The sequence below is a fragment of the Streptomyces palmae genome, from assembly GCF_004684805.1.
GTDB lineage: Bacteria > Actinomycetota > Actinomycetes > Streptomycetales > Streptomycetaceae > Streptomyces > Streptomyces palmae.
The window spans coordinates 1-14,335 of the sequence record NZ_SRID01000168.1 but is presented as its reverse complement, the minus strand read 5'-3'; the positions used below and the strand labels follow the sequence as shown (position 1 = coordinate 14,335).

Below are 14,335 nucleotides of genomic sequence, written 5' to 3'. Positions count from 1 at the left end.
GGGTGGCCGGGTCCGGGGTGGCGGGGGCCGAGGGAGTCTCGGTGCCCACGGGCGCCGGATCCGTGCTCGTCCCGGTGGCGAGGTCGAAGGCGGACGTCGGGGTTCCGCTGAGCGCCTGGTCCATGTAGGCGCCCCAGATCTGGGCCGGGAAGCCGCCGCCGTTGACCCGGCCACCGCCGGCCGCGCCGCGCAGGGACACCTGGGTGCCGTGCTCACCCTCGCCGAACAGGCCGACCGCGGTGACCAGCTTCGGGGTGTAGCCGACGAACCAGGCCGACTTGTCGTCGTCGGAGGTGCCGGTCTTGCCCGCCACGGCCTGGCCGCTGCGGCGCACCGCATGCCCGGTGCCGTCGTCGACCACACCGGTCAGCACCGAGGTGACCGAGTCGGCGGCGGTGCGGCTGATCACCTGGCCGCCGATGGCTCCGGGGAGCTCGGCCCGCTCGTCGCCGTGCTGGGCCGAGGCCACCAGCCGCGGGGTGACCTTCTTGCCGTGGTTGTCCAAGGTGGCGTACACCCCGGCCATGTCCAGCGGGCTGGCGCCCATCACGCCCAGCGACATCGCGGGGTTCTCGCCGAAGCCGCTCGCGTTGGGGTCCATGCCGAGGTCGACGGCGGTCTGCTTGACCTCGGACAGCCCGACGTCCACCGCCATCTGCGCGAAGACGGAGTTGACCGAGTGGTTCATGGCCTGCTGCACGGTGATCCGGCCGTAGTCCCGGCCGTCCTCGTTGGGCGGCGCGAAGGGGACCTTGCTGCCGGTCACCGGCCGCTGGCTGGTCCCGTCGTAGACGGTGTCGGGGCCGATCGGGGCACCCTGCTGGGTGGTGGCCCCGTGGTCCAGCGCGGAGGCGAGGATCAGCGGCTTGAAGGTGGAGGCGGGCTGGTAGTCGCGGCGCAGCGCGTTGTCGGTGTAGTGCTCGGTGAACCCGCGGCCGCCGTAGAGGGCGAGTACGGCTCCGGTCTTCGGGTCGACGGAGGCGGCGCCGGCCTGCACCTGCTGGTCGACGGTGCGGGTGGCGGGCGACAGCTTCCGGTTGAGCTGCTGGTCCACCGACCGCTCCAGGGCCTGCTGCTTGTTCTTGTCGATGTTCAGCCGGATGGTCCAGCCGCCGGCGGCCAGCTCCTGGTCGCTGACGCCGCTGCGGCGCAGCTCCGCCTTGGCGGCCTCCACCAGATAGCCGTTCTGGCCGCTCATGCCGGGCAGCGGGCGGGGGCTGATCGGCTTGGGGAAGGTCAGCCCGGCCCGGGTGCCGGCGTCCAGCCAGTGCTTCTGGACCATGTTGTCCAGTACGTAGTTCCAGCGCGCGGTGACCAGCCGCTTGCCGTTGGGGCCGGCCACCGCCCAGTCGTAGGCGCTGGGCGACTGGAGCAGGGATGCCAGGTAGGCGCCCTGGGCGACGGTCAGCCGCTCCACGCCCACGCCGTAGTAGGCGTGGGCGGCGGCCTGGATGCCGTAGGCGCCCCGGCCGTAGTAGCTGGTGTTGAGGTAGCCCTCCAGGATCTCGTCCTTGGACATCCGCTGATCGATCTTGAGGGCGATCACCAGCTCCTTGAGCTTGCGGGTGACCGTCTGCTCCTGGCTGAGGTAGTAGTTCTTGACGTACTGCTGGGTGATCGTGGAACCGCCCTGCTTGCCCTTGCCGAGCAGGGTGTTGGCGATGCCGCGGGCGGTGCCGCTCAGGGAGACGCCGGGGTCGCTGTAGAAGTCCTTGTTCTCGGCGGCGACGAAGGCGTGCTGCACCTGGAGGGGGGCCCGGTGGAGCGGCACCGACTCGCGGTTCACCGCACCGGTGCGGGCCAGCACGGTGCCGTCGCGGTAGGTGTAGATGTTGCTCTCGGCCTTGGCGCTGGCGTTGGCGTCGGGTACGTCGACCCACACGTAGAGCGCGGCGAAGGCGGCGATGAGCAGCAGGCACATCGACAGGGCGTAGGCGATCAGCCGCCGCCAGGTGAAGAAGCGGCGGATACCGGTCCGCGCCCGCTTCGACCCGCTGCCCTCGCCGGTGGATATGTCCGCTCGGCCCATCGCTTCTGTCGCTCCCGTCGCGTCGTCCCCCAAGCCAGCTGTCGAAGCTAACCCGCGACTGCCGCAAATAGGGCATTGATCATGCTTTTTCGGGACGTGACAATCAGCACCCCGGACCGGAGCAACCACTGGGCCCGGACCCCGATCCCCGACTCCCCCTGGAGGGCCACCTATTCTTCACATCTATACATAGAGCGTATACATGTGGTATAGAGTGCGATTCATGTCAATCGGCCACACCCTGCTCGGACTCCTGGAAGCCGGCCCGCGGCATGGCTACGACCTCAAGCGGGCCTTCGACGAACGCTTCGGCCACGACCGCCCGCTGCACTACGGACAGGTCTACTCGACCATGTCCCGGCTGCTGAAGAACGGCCTGGTCGAGGTCGACGGCATCGAGCACGGCGGTGGCCCGGAGCGCAAGCGGTACGCCATCACCGACGCCGGGATCACCGACGTCGACCAGTGGCTGCGCCAACCCGAGAAGCCCGAGCCCTACCTCCAGTCCACCCTCTACACCAAGGTCGTCCTGGCCCTGCTCACCGGCCGCAGCGCCGCCGACATCCTGGACGTGCAGCGCGCCACCCATCTGCGGCTGATGCGCGACCTCACCCAGCGCAAACGCGGCGGCGACCTCGCCGACCAGCTGATCTGCGACCACGCCCTGTTCCACCTGGAGGCCGACCTGCGCTGGCTGGAGCTGACCGCCGCCCGCCTCGACCAGCTGGCCGCCCAGGTGCGCGGCTGACCACCGGCGCCGCGGGGAGCCTTTATCAGGAGGCGAACCGCACGGGCAGCGGCTTGAGCGCTCCCCGCAGCGCCGCGGCGAATGCCTGGAACTCCTCCGCCCGGGCCGCCCCCGCCCGCATGGCCAGGCCGATCCGCCGGGAGGGCGCCGGGGCGCGGAAGGAGCCGGTGGTCAGATCACCGCTGCGGCCGGTCTCCACCGGGATCGCGGTGCGCGGCAGCAGGGTCACCCCCAGACCGCCGGCCACCAGCTGGACCAGGGTGTTCAGACCCGCGGCACTGGTGGCGCCGGTGCCGCCCTCGGCCCGACCGACCTCCCGGCATATGTCCAGGGCCTGGTCGCGCATGCAGTGCCCCTCGTCCAGCAGCAGCAGGTCCAGCGACCGGAGCTCCTCGCGCGGTATGTCCTCGCGTCCGCCCAGGTGGTGGCCGCGCGGGACGACCAGGACGAAGTCCTCGTCGAAGAGCGGGATCTCGGTGATGCCGGGGGCCCCCAGCGGCAGCGCGAGCAGCAGCAGATCGAGCCTGCCCTGGCCGAGCCCGTCCAGCAGCGAGGCGGTCTGCTCCTCGTGCACCTGGAGGTCGAGGTCCGGGTAGCGGCCGTGGACCAGTCGCAGCACGGTCGGCAGCAGATAGGGCGCGACGGTGGGGATCACCCCCAGCCGCAGCACCCCGGTGAAGGGCGCGCGCGCCGCCTCGGCCTCCTCCATCAGGTCGCCCACCGCTTCCAGCACGCTGCGGGCGCGCACCGCGAGCCGCTCCCCCGCCGAGCTGAGCAGCACCTTGCGGGTCGTACGCTCCAGCAGCTGCACCCCCAGCGCCTCCTCCAGCGCGGAGACCGCCCCGGAGAGCGCCGGCTGGCTCATGCCGATCGCCGAGGCCGCGTCCCTGAAGTGCAGATGCTCGGCCACCGCGACGAACGCGCGCAGCTGGGACAGGCTGGGCTGCCGTATCTTTCCCGCGGCGCTTTGCGGTCCGACAGGAACAGCCACTGATAACCACCTCCGATCAACTGCAGCAAGTCTAGCTATTTCACTGATCAATGCCTTCTGTGGCAGGGTTGTGGCAGTCCAACCCCACTGATACAGGAGGAACCGCAGTGCTGACTGTCGGTGACAAGTTCCCCGCGTGGAAGCTGCTCGGCGTCGAGGGCCCGTCCACGGACAAGCTCGAGATCAAGGAGTTCTCCTCGGAGGACGTCAAGGGTTGGTCTGTGGTCTTCTTCTGGCCGAAGGACTTCACCTTCGTCTGCCCGACCGAGATCGCCGCGTTCGGCAAGCTGAACGAGGAGTTCGCGGACCGCGACGCGCAGGTCCTGGGCGTCTCCGGTGACTCCGAGTTCGTGCACCACGCCTGGCGCCGGGACCACAAGGACCTGGGCGACCTCCCCTTCCCGATGCTGGCCGACTCCAAGCACGAGCTGATGCGGGCCTGCGGCGTCGAGGGTGCGGACGGCTTCGCGCAGCGCGCCGTGTTCATCGTGGACCCGAACAACGAGATCCAGTTCACCATGGTGACCGCCGGTTCCGTGGGCCGTAACCCCAAGGAGGTCCTGCGGGTTCTGGACGCGCTGCAGACCGACGAGCTGTGCCCCTGCAACTGGAACAAGGGCGAGGACACCCTTGACCCGGTCGCGCTCCTGGCCGGTGAGTGAGCATGGCCCTCGATGAGCTGAAGGCCGCGCTGCCGGACTACGCCAAGGATCTCAAGCTGAACCTCGGCTCGGTGATCGGCAACTCCAGCCTGCCGCAGCAGCAGCTCTGGGGGACGGTGCTGGCCTGCGCCATCGCCTCCCGTTCGGCTCGCGTGCTGAAGGAGCTGGAGCCCGAGGCCCAGGCCAACCTGAAGCCCGAGGCGTACACCGCCGCCAAGTCGGCCGCCGCCATCATGGCGATGAACAACGTCTACTACCGGACCCGGCACCTGCTGTCGGACCCGGAGTACGGCAACCTGCGCGCGGGTCTGCGGATGAACGTCATCGGCAACCCGGGCGTGGAGAAGGTCGACTTCGAGCTGTGGTCGCTGGCGGTCTCCGCGATCAACGGCTGCGGCATGTGCCTGGACTCGCACGAGCAGGTGCTGCGCAAGGCCGGGGTGGACCGCGAGACCATCCAGGAGGCGTTCAAGATCGCCGCGGTGCTGCAGGCCGTCGGCGCCACCCTGGACGCCGAGGCCGTGCTGGCCGAGTAATCCGGGCCATCCGGGTCACACACGCCACATCCGAGGGGAGTTCCGCCGCACGGCGGGGCTCCCCTCGGTGCGTTCCCGGCTCCCCCGGGTGCTCAGCCCGACTCCGCGGGCTCCGGCTCCTCCGGGGCGCCGCCGGCCGCCGCCCGCAGCGCGGCCTCCTTGTTCTGGGCGCGCAGATAGCCGACCACCGTGTTGGTGACCGCGACCAGCGGCACCGCCACCACCGCCCCGCCGATTCCGCCGATCAGCGAGCCGGCCGTCACCGAGAGCACCACCGCCAGCGGATGCACCCGCACCGCGCGGCCCAGGATGAAGGGCTGCAGGACGTGCCCCTCCAGCTGCTGCACGGCCAGCACCACCACCAGCACCATGGTCGCGGTGAACACCCCATGGGTGACCAGGGCGACGACCACCGCCAGCGCACCCGAGATCACCGCGCCGACCAGCGGGATGAAGGCGAACAGGAAGATGAAGACGGCCAGCGGCACCGCCATCGGGACATCCAGGAAGTAGATGCCCACGCCGATGAAGATCGCGTCGATCAGGGCCACTATCACCGTGCCGCGCACATACGCGGTGAGGGTCTGCCAGGCACGCGGCCCGGCGCCCGCGACGCCCGCCCGGGCCGGGGCGGGCACCAGCTTGAGCACCCAGTTCCAGATCTTGGGCCCGTCGTAGAGCAGGAAGAGGGTGCTGAACATCGCCAGCAGGATGCCGGTCAGCACCTCCACGATGACGGTGACGCCCTCCAGGCCCGCGCTGGTGATCTCCTCGGTGTTGTCGCCGACCGCCTCGCGCAGGTTCTTGGCGATGTCGTTGATCTGGTCCTCGGTGACATGGAACGGGCCCTTGATCAGCCAGTCCCGCAGGTCGTCGATGCCCTGCTGCACCTGGACGGACAGGTCGTCCACGTTCTCCATGACCTGCCAGACCACGAACCAGCAGACCAGGCCCATCACCACGAAGCCGAAGATGAAGACGATGGCGGTGGCCAGCCCGCGCGGCACCCCGCGCCGCCGCAGCCGGGCCACCGAGGGTTCCAGCATGGCGGTGATCAGCAGGGCGACGGTGAAGGAGAGCACCACCAGCTGCACCGAGCTGATCACGCGCATCAGTACGTAGACGGTGCCGGCCAGCACCAGCAGCCGCCACCCCGCCTCGGCGGCCACCCGCACCCCGTAGGGCACGGCGGCCACCGGGTCCTGCCTGGCGGCCACGGCCGGGGCGTAGGCCGGTGGCACCGGAACCTGCCGGGGCCGTTCGGCGCGGGCCTCGGCCTGGTGGCCGACCACGGCGGCGGCACGGGGCTCGACCGGGTTTCCGTCCGCCGCCTCCGGGAGCACGGAGTCCAGGGGTTCCGCCGGCGGCCCCAGGGCGGTGGCGGCCGGCGGCCCCAGCCCTCCGGCGGGGACCGGCTCCGCGGGAGCCTGCTCGGCGAAGGCCGGCTCGGGGCGCGCGACCGGGGTGGCGGCCTCCGGCGACCCGGCCGGTGCGGCTTCGGGGGGCGTGGCGGCGGGTACGGCCGCGGGCCGTCCGGCGCCGGACGGCTCGGCGGCATCCTCGCTCGCCGCCTCGGCGGCACCGAGCTCGGCCCGTTTGGCGTCCAACCGGGCGGAGAGCCGGGTCAGCCCGGCCCCCAATGCACCGACCAGCCTTGGCAGTCTGGACATGTCTCTTCCCTACCCCCACTCCCCCGTGGCCTTCGGAAGCACGGTACCGGAGGACACACGAAGCCCCCGGCCTTTGCGGTCGGGGGCTTCGTCAGTTCACACAGGCGTCGCGGGCACCTTGAGCCGGTGCGTCGCGCGCGCCGGCCTAGTACCAGCTGTTGGCCTGCCAGAACGACCAGGCACCACAGGGGCTGCCGTACCGGCCGTTCATGTAGTTGAGGCCCCACTTTATCTGGGTGGCCGGATTGGTCTGCCAGTCGGCGCCCGCGGAGGACATCTTGGAGCCGGGCAGTGCCTGCACCAGACCGTACGCACCGGAGGACGCGTTGACGGCGCGGTAGTTCCAGCCACTCTCGTGGCTCACGATGTTGCTGAAGCACTGGAACTGGTCGCCCGGGATCATCTGCCGGGCCATCGCCTGGACCTCGGCGACGCTGTACGAGGCCTGCGGCGTGAAGCTGGAGGCGTCACGGGTGGCGGAGCGGCTGGCGACCTGCTCCTTCTCCTTCGCCTCGCGCTCCTCCTTGGCCTTGCGCTCGGCTTCCGCCTTCTCCGCCTTGGCCTTCTCGGCCTTGGCCTTGGCGTCCTTCGCGGCCTGCTTGCGTGCGGACTCCTCGGCCGACTTCTTGGCCTCGGCGTCGGCCGCGGTGGACTGGATGTCCGCCTGCTGCGTCAGCGATGCGGTCTGGACCTGGGCCTGCTGCCCGGCCGGGATCTCCGCGAGGATGGTCGCGTCAGCCGCGGTCGCCTCGACCGGCTGCTGAGACGAGTGCTGTTCGTCGCCGACGGCGACACCCACGACGGCGCCCACAGTGGTGACCGCGGTGGCGGATGCCACTGCGAATCCCCGGACCGAAATCCGGCTCACACGGTTTCCTTCCAGCGTCGCCCGCAGCGCGGTGACCTTGCGGACGCAATCGTGCCCCTGGCGCTGGCCTCCATAGTCCGATCCCCTGATGGTGCGTCGGGGGCCGAATGGTCACGGGAGGCACGGACCCGGTGGGCCCTCCCGGAGGAGGTCCGCATGGTGCTCGGGCGGCATACGGCGAACGCTCTTCTGTTGTTCCGTACCTCCCCGGAGCGATCCGGGGGACACCCTCGGACGTACCGGGGATGCAGGTGTGCCGTATGCGGGGCCTGACAGGAACCACACCCTGCCGGATACGGACGCCCGTGGCAATTCCCTGGTGCGTGTGAAAGCTCACACCCCGTTTACTTCGGCTGATTTTCGGAAAGCCCCGTACGCCAAGGCGCCGCGCGGCTAGGCTCCTTGACCCGCCACACGGCGCCCGGGGACGCCCCCGCCGAGACCGGGGCGTACCACCTGTTACCCGGTCAGACGTACACCTCTTCCAGCATTTCGGTCACCAGGGCGGCGATGGGCGAGCGCTCCGAGCGAGTGAGCGTGACATGGGCGAAGAGCGGATGCCCCTTCAGCTTCTCCACCACCGCCACCACTCCGTCGTACCGGCCGACCCGGAGGTTGTCCCGCTGCGCCACATCATGGGTGAGCACCACCCGGGAGTTGGCACCGATCCGGGACAGAACGGTCAGCAGCACATTCCGTTCGAGTGACTGCGCCTCATCCACGATGACGAACGCGTCATGCAGCGAGCGGCCCCGGATGTGGGTCAGCGGCAGCACCTCCAGCATGCCGCGGCCCACCACCTCCTCGATGACGTCCGAGGTGGTGACCGCCGAGAGGGTGTCGAAGACCGCCTGGGCCCAGGGGTTCATCTTCTCCGCCTCGGTGCCGGGCAGGTACCCCAGTTCCTGCCCGCCCACCGCGTACAGCGGCCGGAAGACCATCACCTTGCGGTGCTGCCGGCGCTCCAGCACCGCCTCCAGCCCCGCGCACAGCGCCAGCGCCGACTTGCCGGTGCCCGCCCGGCCGCCCATCGACACGATCCCCACGTCCGGGTCGAGCAGCAGGTCGAGGGCGACCCGCTGCTCCGCGCTGCGCCCGTGGATGCCGAACGCCTCCCGGTCGCCGCGCACCAGCCGCACCCGTCCGTCCGGGGTGACCCGGCCCAGTGCCTTGCCGCGGTCGGACTGGAGCACCAGCCCGGTGTGCACCGGGAGTCCGGCCGCCGCCGGGAGGTGCGCCGTCTCGGCCGCGAACAGCTCGTCGACCTGCTCCGCGCTCACCGCCAGCTCCGCCATGCCGGTCCAGCCGGAGTCGGTGACGGCCAGCTCCGCGCGGTACTCCTCGGCGAGCAGCCCCACCGAGGACGCCTTGATCCGCAGCGGCAGGTCCTTGGAGACGACGGTGACGTCATACCCCTCGGCCTGGAGGTTTCTTGCCACCGCGAGGATCCGCGAGTCGTTGTCGCCCGGCCGGCCGCCATGGGTGAGGAAGGCGGCGGGCAGGACACCCGGGTCGGAGTGGTTGAGCTCGACACGCAGGGTGCCGCCCAGTTCGCCGATGGGGAGCGGGGCGTCGAGTCGGCCGTAGCGGACCCGGTACGTGTCCAGCAGGCGCAGGGCCTGCCGGGCGAAGTAGCCCAGCTCCGGGTGGTGCCTCTTGGCCTCCAACTCCGTGACCACGACGACCGGCAGCACGACTTCGTGCTCGTCGAAACGGGTCATGGCGTTCGGGTCGGCCAGCAGGACGCTGGTGTCGAGGACATAGGTGCGCCGGTCGTGCTGGCGGCGCTTCGTACTGGTCACCACGGGTGGACGAACCCCCTCGGGAGAGGTGCGACTGCGTCGCGGGGGAATGGGCCGGGCTCAGGCCCCGGTGAGGGCCGTGCACCGGCCCTCCGCGTTCGCGCACGATCCGCACATGGTCCGCGTGCAAGGGGCCTCCCGGGCGGACGGCCCCATGCCGCCCGCTGCTGCCGGACGCCCGCGGGCGGACGTCGACTTGTAGGGATATTCCCCTGGACCGGCGACCGCATGCCTTGGCATATGCGACGGGAAGGTGAACGCCGCGTTCTACGGCCCCTCTTCACGGGACTTCGCCCCGTTTCGCCCCCGCGGGTTCCGGGATGCGGGGGCGCGCTCCGGGGCGCGGTGGGCTGGGAGCGGTTACGAGATGCGGGGGCGTGCTCCGGGGGCGCTTGGGCGCCGGGTCCGGGCGTGCGGATTCCGGGAAGCGGGGGTAGCGGGTGTCCTGAGGCCGGCTCAGGGGCTCGCGGGGGGGCAGGGGACCGGGCGCGGCGCCCTGGGACAGGACCTAGTTGCCGTACCGGCGGTGGCGGGCCGCGTAGTCGCGCAGCGCCCGCAGGAAGTCCACCTTGCGGAAGGCGGGCCAGAAGACCTCGCAGAAGTAGTACTCGGAGTGCGCGCTCTGCCAGAGCATGAAGCCGGACAGCCGCTGCTCGCCGCTGGTCCGGATGACCAGGTCGGGGTCGGGCTGGCCGCGGGTGTAGAGGTGCTCGGAGATCATGTCGATGTCGACCGTCTCGGCCAGGTCCTCCATCGCGGTGCCCCTGTCCGCGTGGTCCAGCAGCAGCGAGCGGACGGCGTCCGCGATCTCCTGCCGGCCGCCGTACCCGACGGCGACGTTCACCAGTATCCCGCCGACGTCGAAGGTGGCCTGCTCGGCTTCCTTGAGCACGGTCTGGGTGCGGGCGGGCAGCAGGTCCATGGTGCCGACATGGTGCACCCGCCAGCGGCCGTCGGCCGCCAGGTTCCGCACGGTGTCCTCGATGATGCCCAGGAGGGGGGTGAGCTGCTCCTCCGGCCGGTTGAGGTTGTCGGTGGACAGCAGCCAGAGGGTGACGACCTCCACGTCCGTCTCGGCGCACCAGCCCAGCAGGTCGTGGATCTTGTCAGCGCCGGCCTGGTGGCCCTGCTCCAGGGTGCGGCCGTCGGCGCGGGCCCAGCGGCGGTTGCCGTCCAGGATGACTCCGATGTGCTTGGGCACCTGGGCGTGGTCGAGGCGGCCCTCCACCCGGCGTGCGTAGAGCCCGTACACCAGGTCGCGCAACTTCACGTTTTCAGCCCCTCCGTGCCTCGTTGTGGCAGTCGCCCCAAGGCGCCACCCTACTGCGGGCCGACGGGCCGAAGCCAACCTGGGACGCCCCGCGTTATAGCGTCCTGGGGAACCCCGTCCCCCGAACAGGATCCCGTCGTGAACGACACCACCTCCCCCTTCCGGGCCGTCGCCACCCGCTACGACACCATGGAGTACCGGCGCAGTGGCCGCAGCGGTCTGAAGCTCCCCGCCGTCTCGCTCGGCCTGTGGCACAACTTCGGCGACGACCGCACCCTGGGCTCGCAGCGCGCCCTGCTGCGCCGCGCCTTCGACCTCGGGGTGACCCACTTCGACCTGGCCAACAACTACGGCCCGCCGCCCGGCTCGGCGGAGCTGAACTTCGGCAGGATCTTCGCCCAGGACTTCCGTCCGTACCGGGATGAAATGCTGGTTTCCACCAAGGCCGGGTACCTGATGCACCCCGGCCCGTACGGCGAGTGGGGCTCGCGGAAGTACCTGATGTCCTCGCTGGACGCCTCGCTCCGCCGAATGGGCCTGGACTACGTCGACATCTTCTACTCGCACCGCTTCGACGCGCAGACCCCGCTGGAGGAGACCATGGGCGCGCTGGCGTCCGCGGTCCAGCAGGGCAAGGCGCTGTACGTGGGCGTCTCCTCCTACACCGCGAGCCAGACCCGCGAGGCGGCCCGGCTGCTGCGCGAGATGGGTGTTCCGGCGCTGATCCACCAGCCCTCGTACTCGATGATCAACCGCTGGATCGAGGACGACGCGCTGCTGGACACCCTCCAGGCGCAGGGCATGGGCTGTATCGCCTTCGCCCCGCTGGCCCAGGGGCTGCTGACCGACCGGTACCTGGACGGAGTGCCGGCGGGCTCGCGCGCCGCGCAGGGCAAGTCGCTGGACCCGGGGCTGCTCACCGAGGAGACGGTGCGGCGGCTGCGCGGGCTGAACGAGATCGCCCGGCGGCGCGGCCAGTCCCTGGCCCAGCTCGCGCTCACCTGGGTGCTGCGGGACGAGCGGATGACCTCCGCGCTGATCGGCGCGTCCAGCGTGGCCCAGCTGGAGGCGAACGTGGCGGCGCTGGGCGGGCCGGCGCTGACCGAGGAGGAGCTGGCGGAGATCGACACCCTGGCGACGACCACCGAGGGCGTCAACATCTGGGCGGCCCGCAGCTGACACCCCGGTGCGGGGTCTCCTCTCTCGGCGGCCCCGCACCCCGCCGGGTCTCCGCCAGTCGGCGGCACGCGACTGACACCCCCCGGGAGAGGGAACGCGGCTCCGCCGAAGGGCGGTACGGGACCGCTCCGGCGGCGATGCGGGCCACGCCGTCGTGAGTGGGGGGGGCGGGGGCCGGATGCGCGTTGCCGCGGGCTGGGCCGTACGGGGTCGGGGACGGAGCCCGGCCGCCTCGTTCGGTTGCGCGCGGTAAGGACGTGGTGGCGGTGGGCCGAACCACTCGGCGGACTCACCCAGGCCCGTACGGCCGCCCGGGAGTGTGTCGCAGATCTCACCCGCCGGGGCCCTCCACTCCCCCGCCGAACGGCGATTTTCAGCCAGCCCTCGGCATTCAGCCCGTATCAGCGGGGCATTCAAGGGGTTGTTTTCAGCCAGTCGGCGTCCTCGCTGGACCCGCTCAACGGCCGCGCCAACCCGCCTACCAGCAGGACTTTCGGTGAGAACGCAAAGCGGGCCGGTCCGTGGGGGGGATACGGACCGGCCCGAGGGGGGGCTTCCACCATAACCCTTCGTAAGGGGTGCTGGGTGCATCGGCGGGGAGTCCGGCGCGTTGCGGGCCGACCTCAGGCGGCCCCGAGCGCCCCCAGAACCAGGCCCACGCCCGCCCCGACGATCATGAAGGGGCCGAAGGCCATCGCAGTCTTCCGCCCGGCGCGCCCCGTCGCCAGCAGCCCCAGCCCCCAGAGCGAGCCCAGCAGCAGCCCGGCGAAGGCGCCCAGGAAGAGCACGCCCCAGCCGTACCACCCCAGGGCGATGCCCAGCGCCGGCGCCAGCTTGACGTCGCCCAGGCCCATCCCGTTCGGGCTGATCAGGAAGAGCAGCAGATAGCACGCTCCCAGTACCGCGCCGCCGAGCAGCGCCCGCCGCCAGGAACCGGCACCGCGCGGCAGCAGTGCCGCCACGCCCAGCAGCGCGGCGGCAGCTCCGGCCATCGGGAGGGTGAGGACGTCGGGCAGCCGGTTGACGGTCCGGTCGACGGCGGCCAGCAGCACCCCCAGCGGCGTCAGCAGCAGCCACACCGCCAGCTCCGGGCGCGCGCCGGCCGCCGCGGCCAGTACGCCGCACACCGCGGCGGTGCCCACCGCGGGCAGCCATCCGGGGGGCGCGTACTCCCGCTCCCCGGGTCCGCAGGCCGGGCAGCGAGCGGTCCCCAGCCAGCCCCGGGCCGGGCCGGTCAGCGCATGGCCGCGCGGGCAGGCGGTGCGCCAGGGCAGACCGGGTTCGACGGCCAGCCGGTACCACGGGCGCGGCAGCAGCAGCCCGACGGCGGCGCCGTACCCCGCGGCGACGACGATCAGCAGGGGATCCACGGGCCGAGCCTACGGAACGGGCGTACGGCTGGGACACTCACCGCGGAAGGCGACGCGGCCCCGAGCAGAAGACGGGGGGGGCGTTCCGCGGCGGCTGGGCGGGAGACGGATGAGCACGCCCGGCGGGGCGTCCTCGCGGGACCGGACGGGAGACGGTATGAGCGAGCCCGGCGGGGCAAGGGGCAACGACGGGACTCCGGGGCGCGGCTCCGGGCGCGGCGGCTGGGCGGACGGGCCGGCGCTGCTGCGGCTGCCGGGTGACCGGGCGCCGTCCGCCGATCCTCACGGCGCCTCCCCCTCGCCCCCCTCGGCCCGCTGCGTCCCTCTGGAGATCGCCGCGTCCTACCGGGCCAGGACCCGGGGGCTGCTCGGGCGCGACGGTATCGAGGGGGCGCTGCTGCTCACCCCGGCCGGCGGGGTGCACACCATCCGGATGCGCTTCGCCATCGACGTGGCGTACCTGGACCGCGGGCTGACCGTGCTGGCGGTGCGCACCATGGTGCCGGGGCGGCTGGGGCGGCCCCGGCTGCGGGCCCGGCACGTCCTGGAGGCGGAGGCGGGGGCCATGGCGCGCTGGGGGCTGCGTCCGGGAATCACCCTCGCGGTGGAACCGCTGCCCGACCGGGGGTGACGGCGTGCGTGGTGACGCCTGCGGGCGGCCGTCGGGGGTGGTCAGGAGGCCCGGGCGAAGCCGACCTCCACTCGGCGGTTCTTCCTCCGGCCCTCTTCCGTCGCGTTGTCGGCGATCGGGTACTGCTCGCCGTAGCCGCGGATCTCGTAGCGGATGGTGGAGTCCAGGTGCCGGGCCAGGGCCCGCTGCACGGCGTCGGCGCGGCGTTTGGAGAGCTGTACGCCGTGTGCGGCGGAGCCCAGGCTGTCGGTGAAGCCGAAGACCCGGACGGTGGTGGCGTGCTGGGTGCGGATCTCCGCGGCGACCTCCCGGATCCGGGAGGCGGCCGCGCGGCCGAGGGTGGCGCTGTCCTTGCCGAAGAGCACCTCGGCCTGGAGGGCGAAGGTCACCTTCTCGTCGGTGTCCTCCCGGCGCTCGCCGCCGTCGTCCGTCTCCACCACGGAGGTGATGTCGAGTACCCGGCCGGGTGCCAGCTCGGCGCCGTCGGCCAGCCGGAGATCGGGGTCCGAGGGGTCGATACGGACCCTGTCTCTTATACACAACTGACGCTGCCGACGATCGCATAAGAGTAGATCTCGG

At 71.6% G+C, this 14,335-nt stretch carries 13 protein-coding genes; 5 read left to right on the top strand and 8 right to left on the bottom strand.

Annotated features, from left to right (window positions below):
* Window positions 1-2,029: transglycosylase domain-containing protein (locus tag E4099_RS18255; RefSeq protein WP_135340152.1), on the bottom strand; the 2,029-nt coding region annotated here is incomplete at its 3' end.
* 223 nt (window positions 2,030-2,252) lie between these two features.
* Here E4099_RS18255 and E4099_RS18250 point away from each other — a divergent pair.
* On the top strand, window positions 2,253-2,777 hold the full coding sequence (locus E4099_RS18250; RefSeq protein WP_135340151.1) for a PadR family transcriptional regulator: 525 nt from the start codon (window positions 2,253-2,255) through the stop codon (window positions 2,775-2,777).
* 25 nt (window positions 2,778-2,802) lie between these two features.
* On the opposite strand, the gene E4099_RS18245 is transcribed toward E4099_RS18250, so the two are convergent.
* Window positions 2,803-3,768 carry a LysR substrate-binding domain-containing protein gene (locus E4099_RS18245; protein WP_245244957.1) on the bottom strand — a complete coding sequence of 322 codons (966 nt, stop codon included), beginning with the start codon at window positions 3,766-3,768 and terminating at the stop codon, window positions 2,803-2,805.
* Between the two features lie 107 nt (window positions 3,769-3,875).
* On the opposite strand from E4099_RS18245, the gene E4099_RS18240 reads away from it, so the two are divergent.
* Window positions 3,876-4,430 carry a peroxiredoxin gene (locus E4099_RS18240; protein WP_135340150.1) on the top strand — a complete coding sequence of 185 codons (555 nt, stop codon included), beginning with the start codon at window positions 3,876-3,878 and terminating at the stop codon, window positions 4,428-4,430.
* A gap of 2 nt (window positions 4,431-4,432) precedes the next feature.
* On the top strand, window positions 4,433-4,966 hold the full coding sequence (locus E4099_RS18235) for an alkyl hydroperoxide reductase (RefSeq protein WP_135340149.1): 534 nt from the start codon (window positions 4,433-4,435) through the stop codon (window positions 4,964-4,966).
* Window positions 4,967-5,058: 92 nt separating this feature from the next.
* Here E4099_RS18235 and E4099_RS18230 read toward each other — a convergent pair whose 3' ends face one another.
* The 4 genes from E4099_RS18230 to E4099_RS18215 form a co-directional block, all read right to left on the bottom strand.
* A complete protein-coding gene (locus E4099_RS18230; RefSeq protein WP_135340148.1) occupies window positions 5,059-6,636 on the bottom strand; it encodes an AI-2E family transporter in 1,578 nt (525 codons plus the stop codon).
* 145 nt (window positions 6,637-6,781) lie between these two features.
* On the bottom strand, window positions 6,782-7,504 hold the full coding sequence (locus tag E4099_RS18225) for an aggregation-promoting factor C-terminal-like domain-containing protein (protein ID WP_135340147.1): 723 nt from the start codon (window positions 7,502-7,504) through the stop codon (window positions 6,782-6,784).
* Window positions 7,505-7,971: 467 nt separating this feature from the next.
* A complete protein-coding gene (gene phoH2, locus E4099_RS18220; protein WP_135340146.1) occupies window positions 7,972-9,309 on the bottom strand; it encodes an RNA 5'-3' helicase PhoH2 in 1,338 nt (445 codons plus the stop codon).
* A 505-nt stretch (window positions 9,310-9,814) separates the two neighbouring features.
* Window positions 9,815-10,576, bottom strand: a complete 762-nt coding sequence (locus tag E4099_RS18215; protein ID WP_135340145.1) for an isoprenyl transferase — start codon at window positions 10,574-10,576, stop codon at window positions 9,815-9,817.
* Window positions 10,577-10,714: 138 nt separating this feature from the next.
* On the opposite strand from E4099_RS18215, the gene mgrA reads away from it, so the two are divergent.
* Window positions 10,715-11,755 (top strand): L-glyceraldehyde 3-phosphate reductase, encoded by a 1,041-nt coding sequence (gene mgrA / locus E4099_RS18210; RefSeq protein WP_135340144.1) that lies wholly within the window; start codon window positions 10,715-10,717, stop codon window positions 11,753-11,755.
* A 623-nt stretch (window positions 11,756-12,378) separates the two neighbouring features.
* On the opposite strand, the gene E4099_RS18205 is transcribed toward mgrA, so the two are convergent.
* Window positions 12,379-13,125 carry a prepilin peptidase gene (locus E4099_RS18205; protein ID WP_135340143.1) on the bottom strand — a complete coding sequence of 249 codons (747 nt, stop codon included), beginning with the start codon at window positions 13,123-13,125 and terminating at the stop codon, window positions 12,379-12,381.
* Between the two features lie 157 nt (window positions 13,126-13,282).
* Here E4099_RS18205 and E4099_RS18200 point away from each other — a divergent pair, with 157 nt between their 5' ends.
* Window positions 13,283-13,756, top strand: a complete 474-nt coding sequence (locus E4099_RS18200; RefSeq protein WP_245244956.1) for a DUF192 domain-containing protein — start codon at window positions 13,283-13,285, stop codon at window positions 13,754-13,756.
* Window positions 13,757-13,797: 41 nt separating this feature from the next.
* Here E4099_RS18200 and E4099_RS18195 read toward each other — a convergent pair.
* Window positions 13,798-14,335, bottom strand: a 538-nt coding sequence (locus E4099_RS18195) for an OmpA family protein (RefSeq protein WP_135340142.1), incomplete at its 5' end; no start/stop codon positions are given.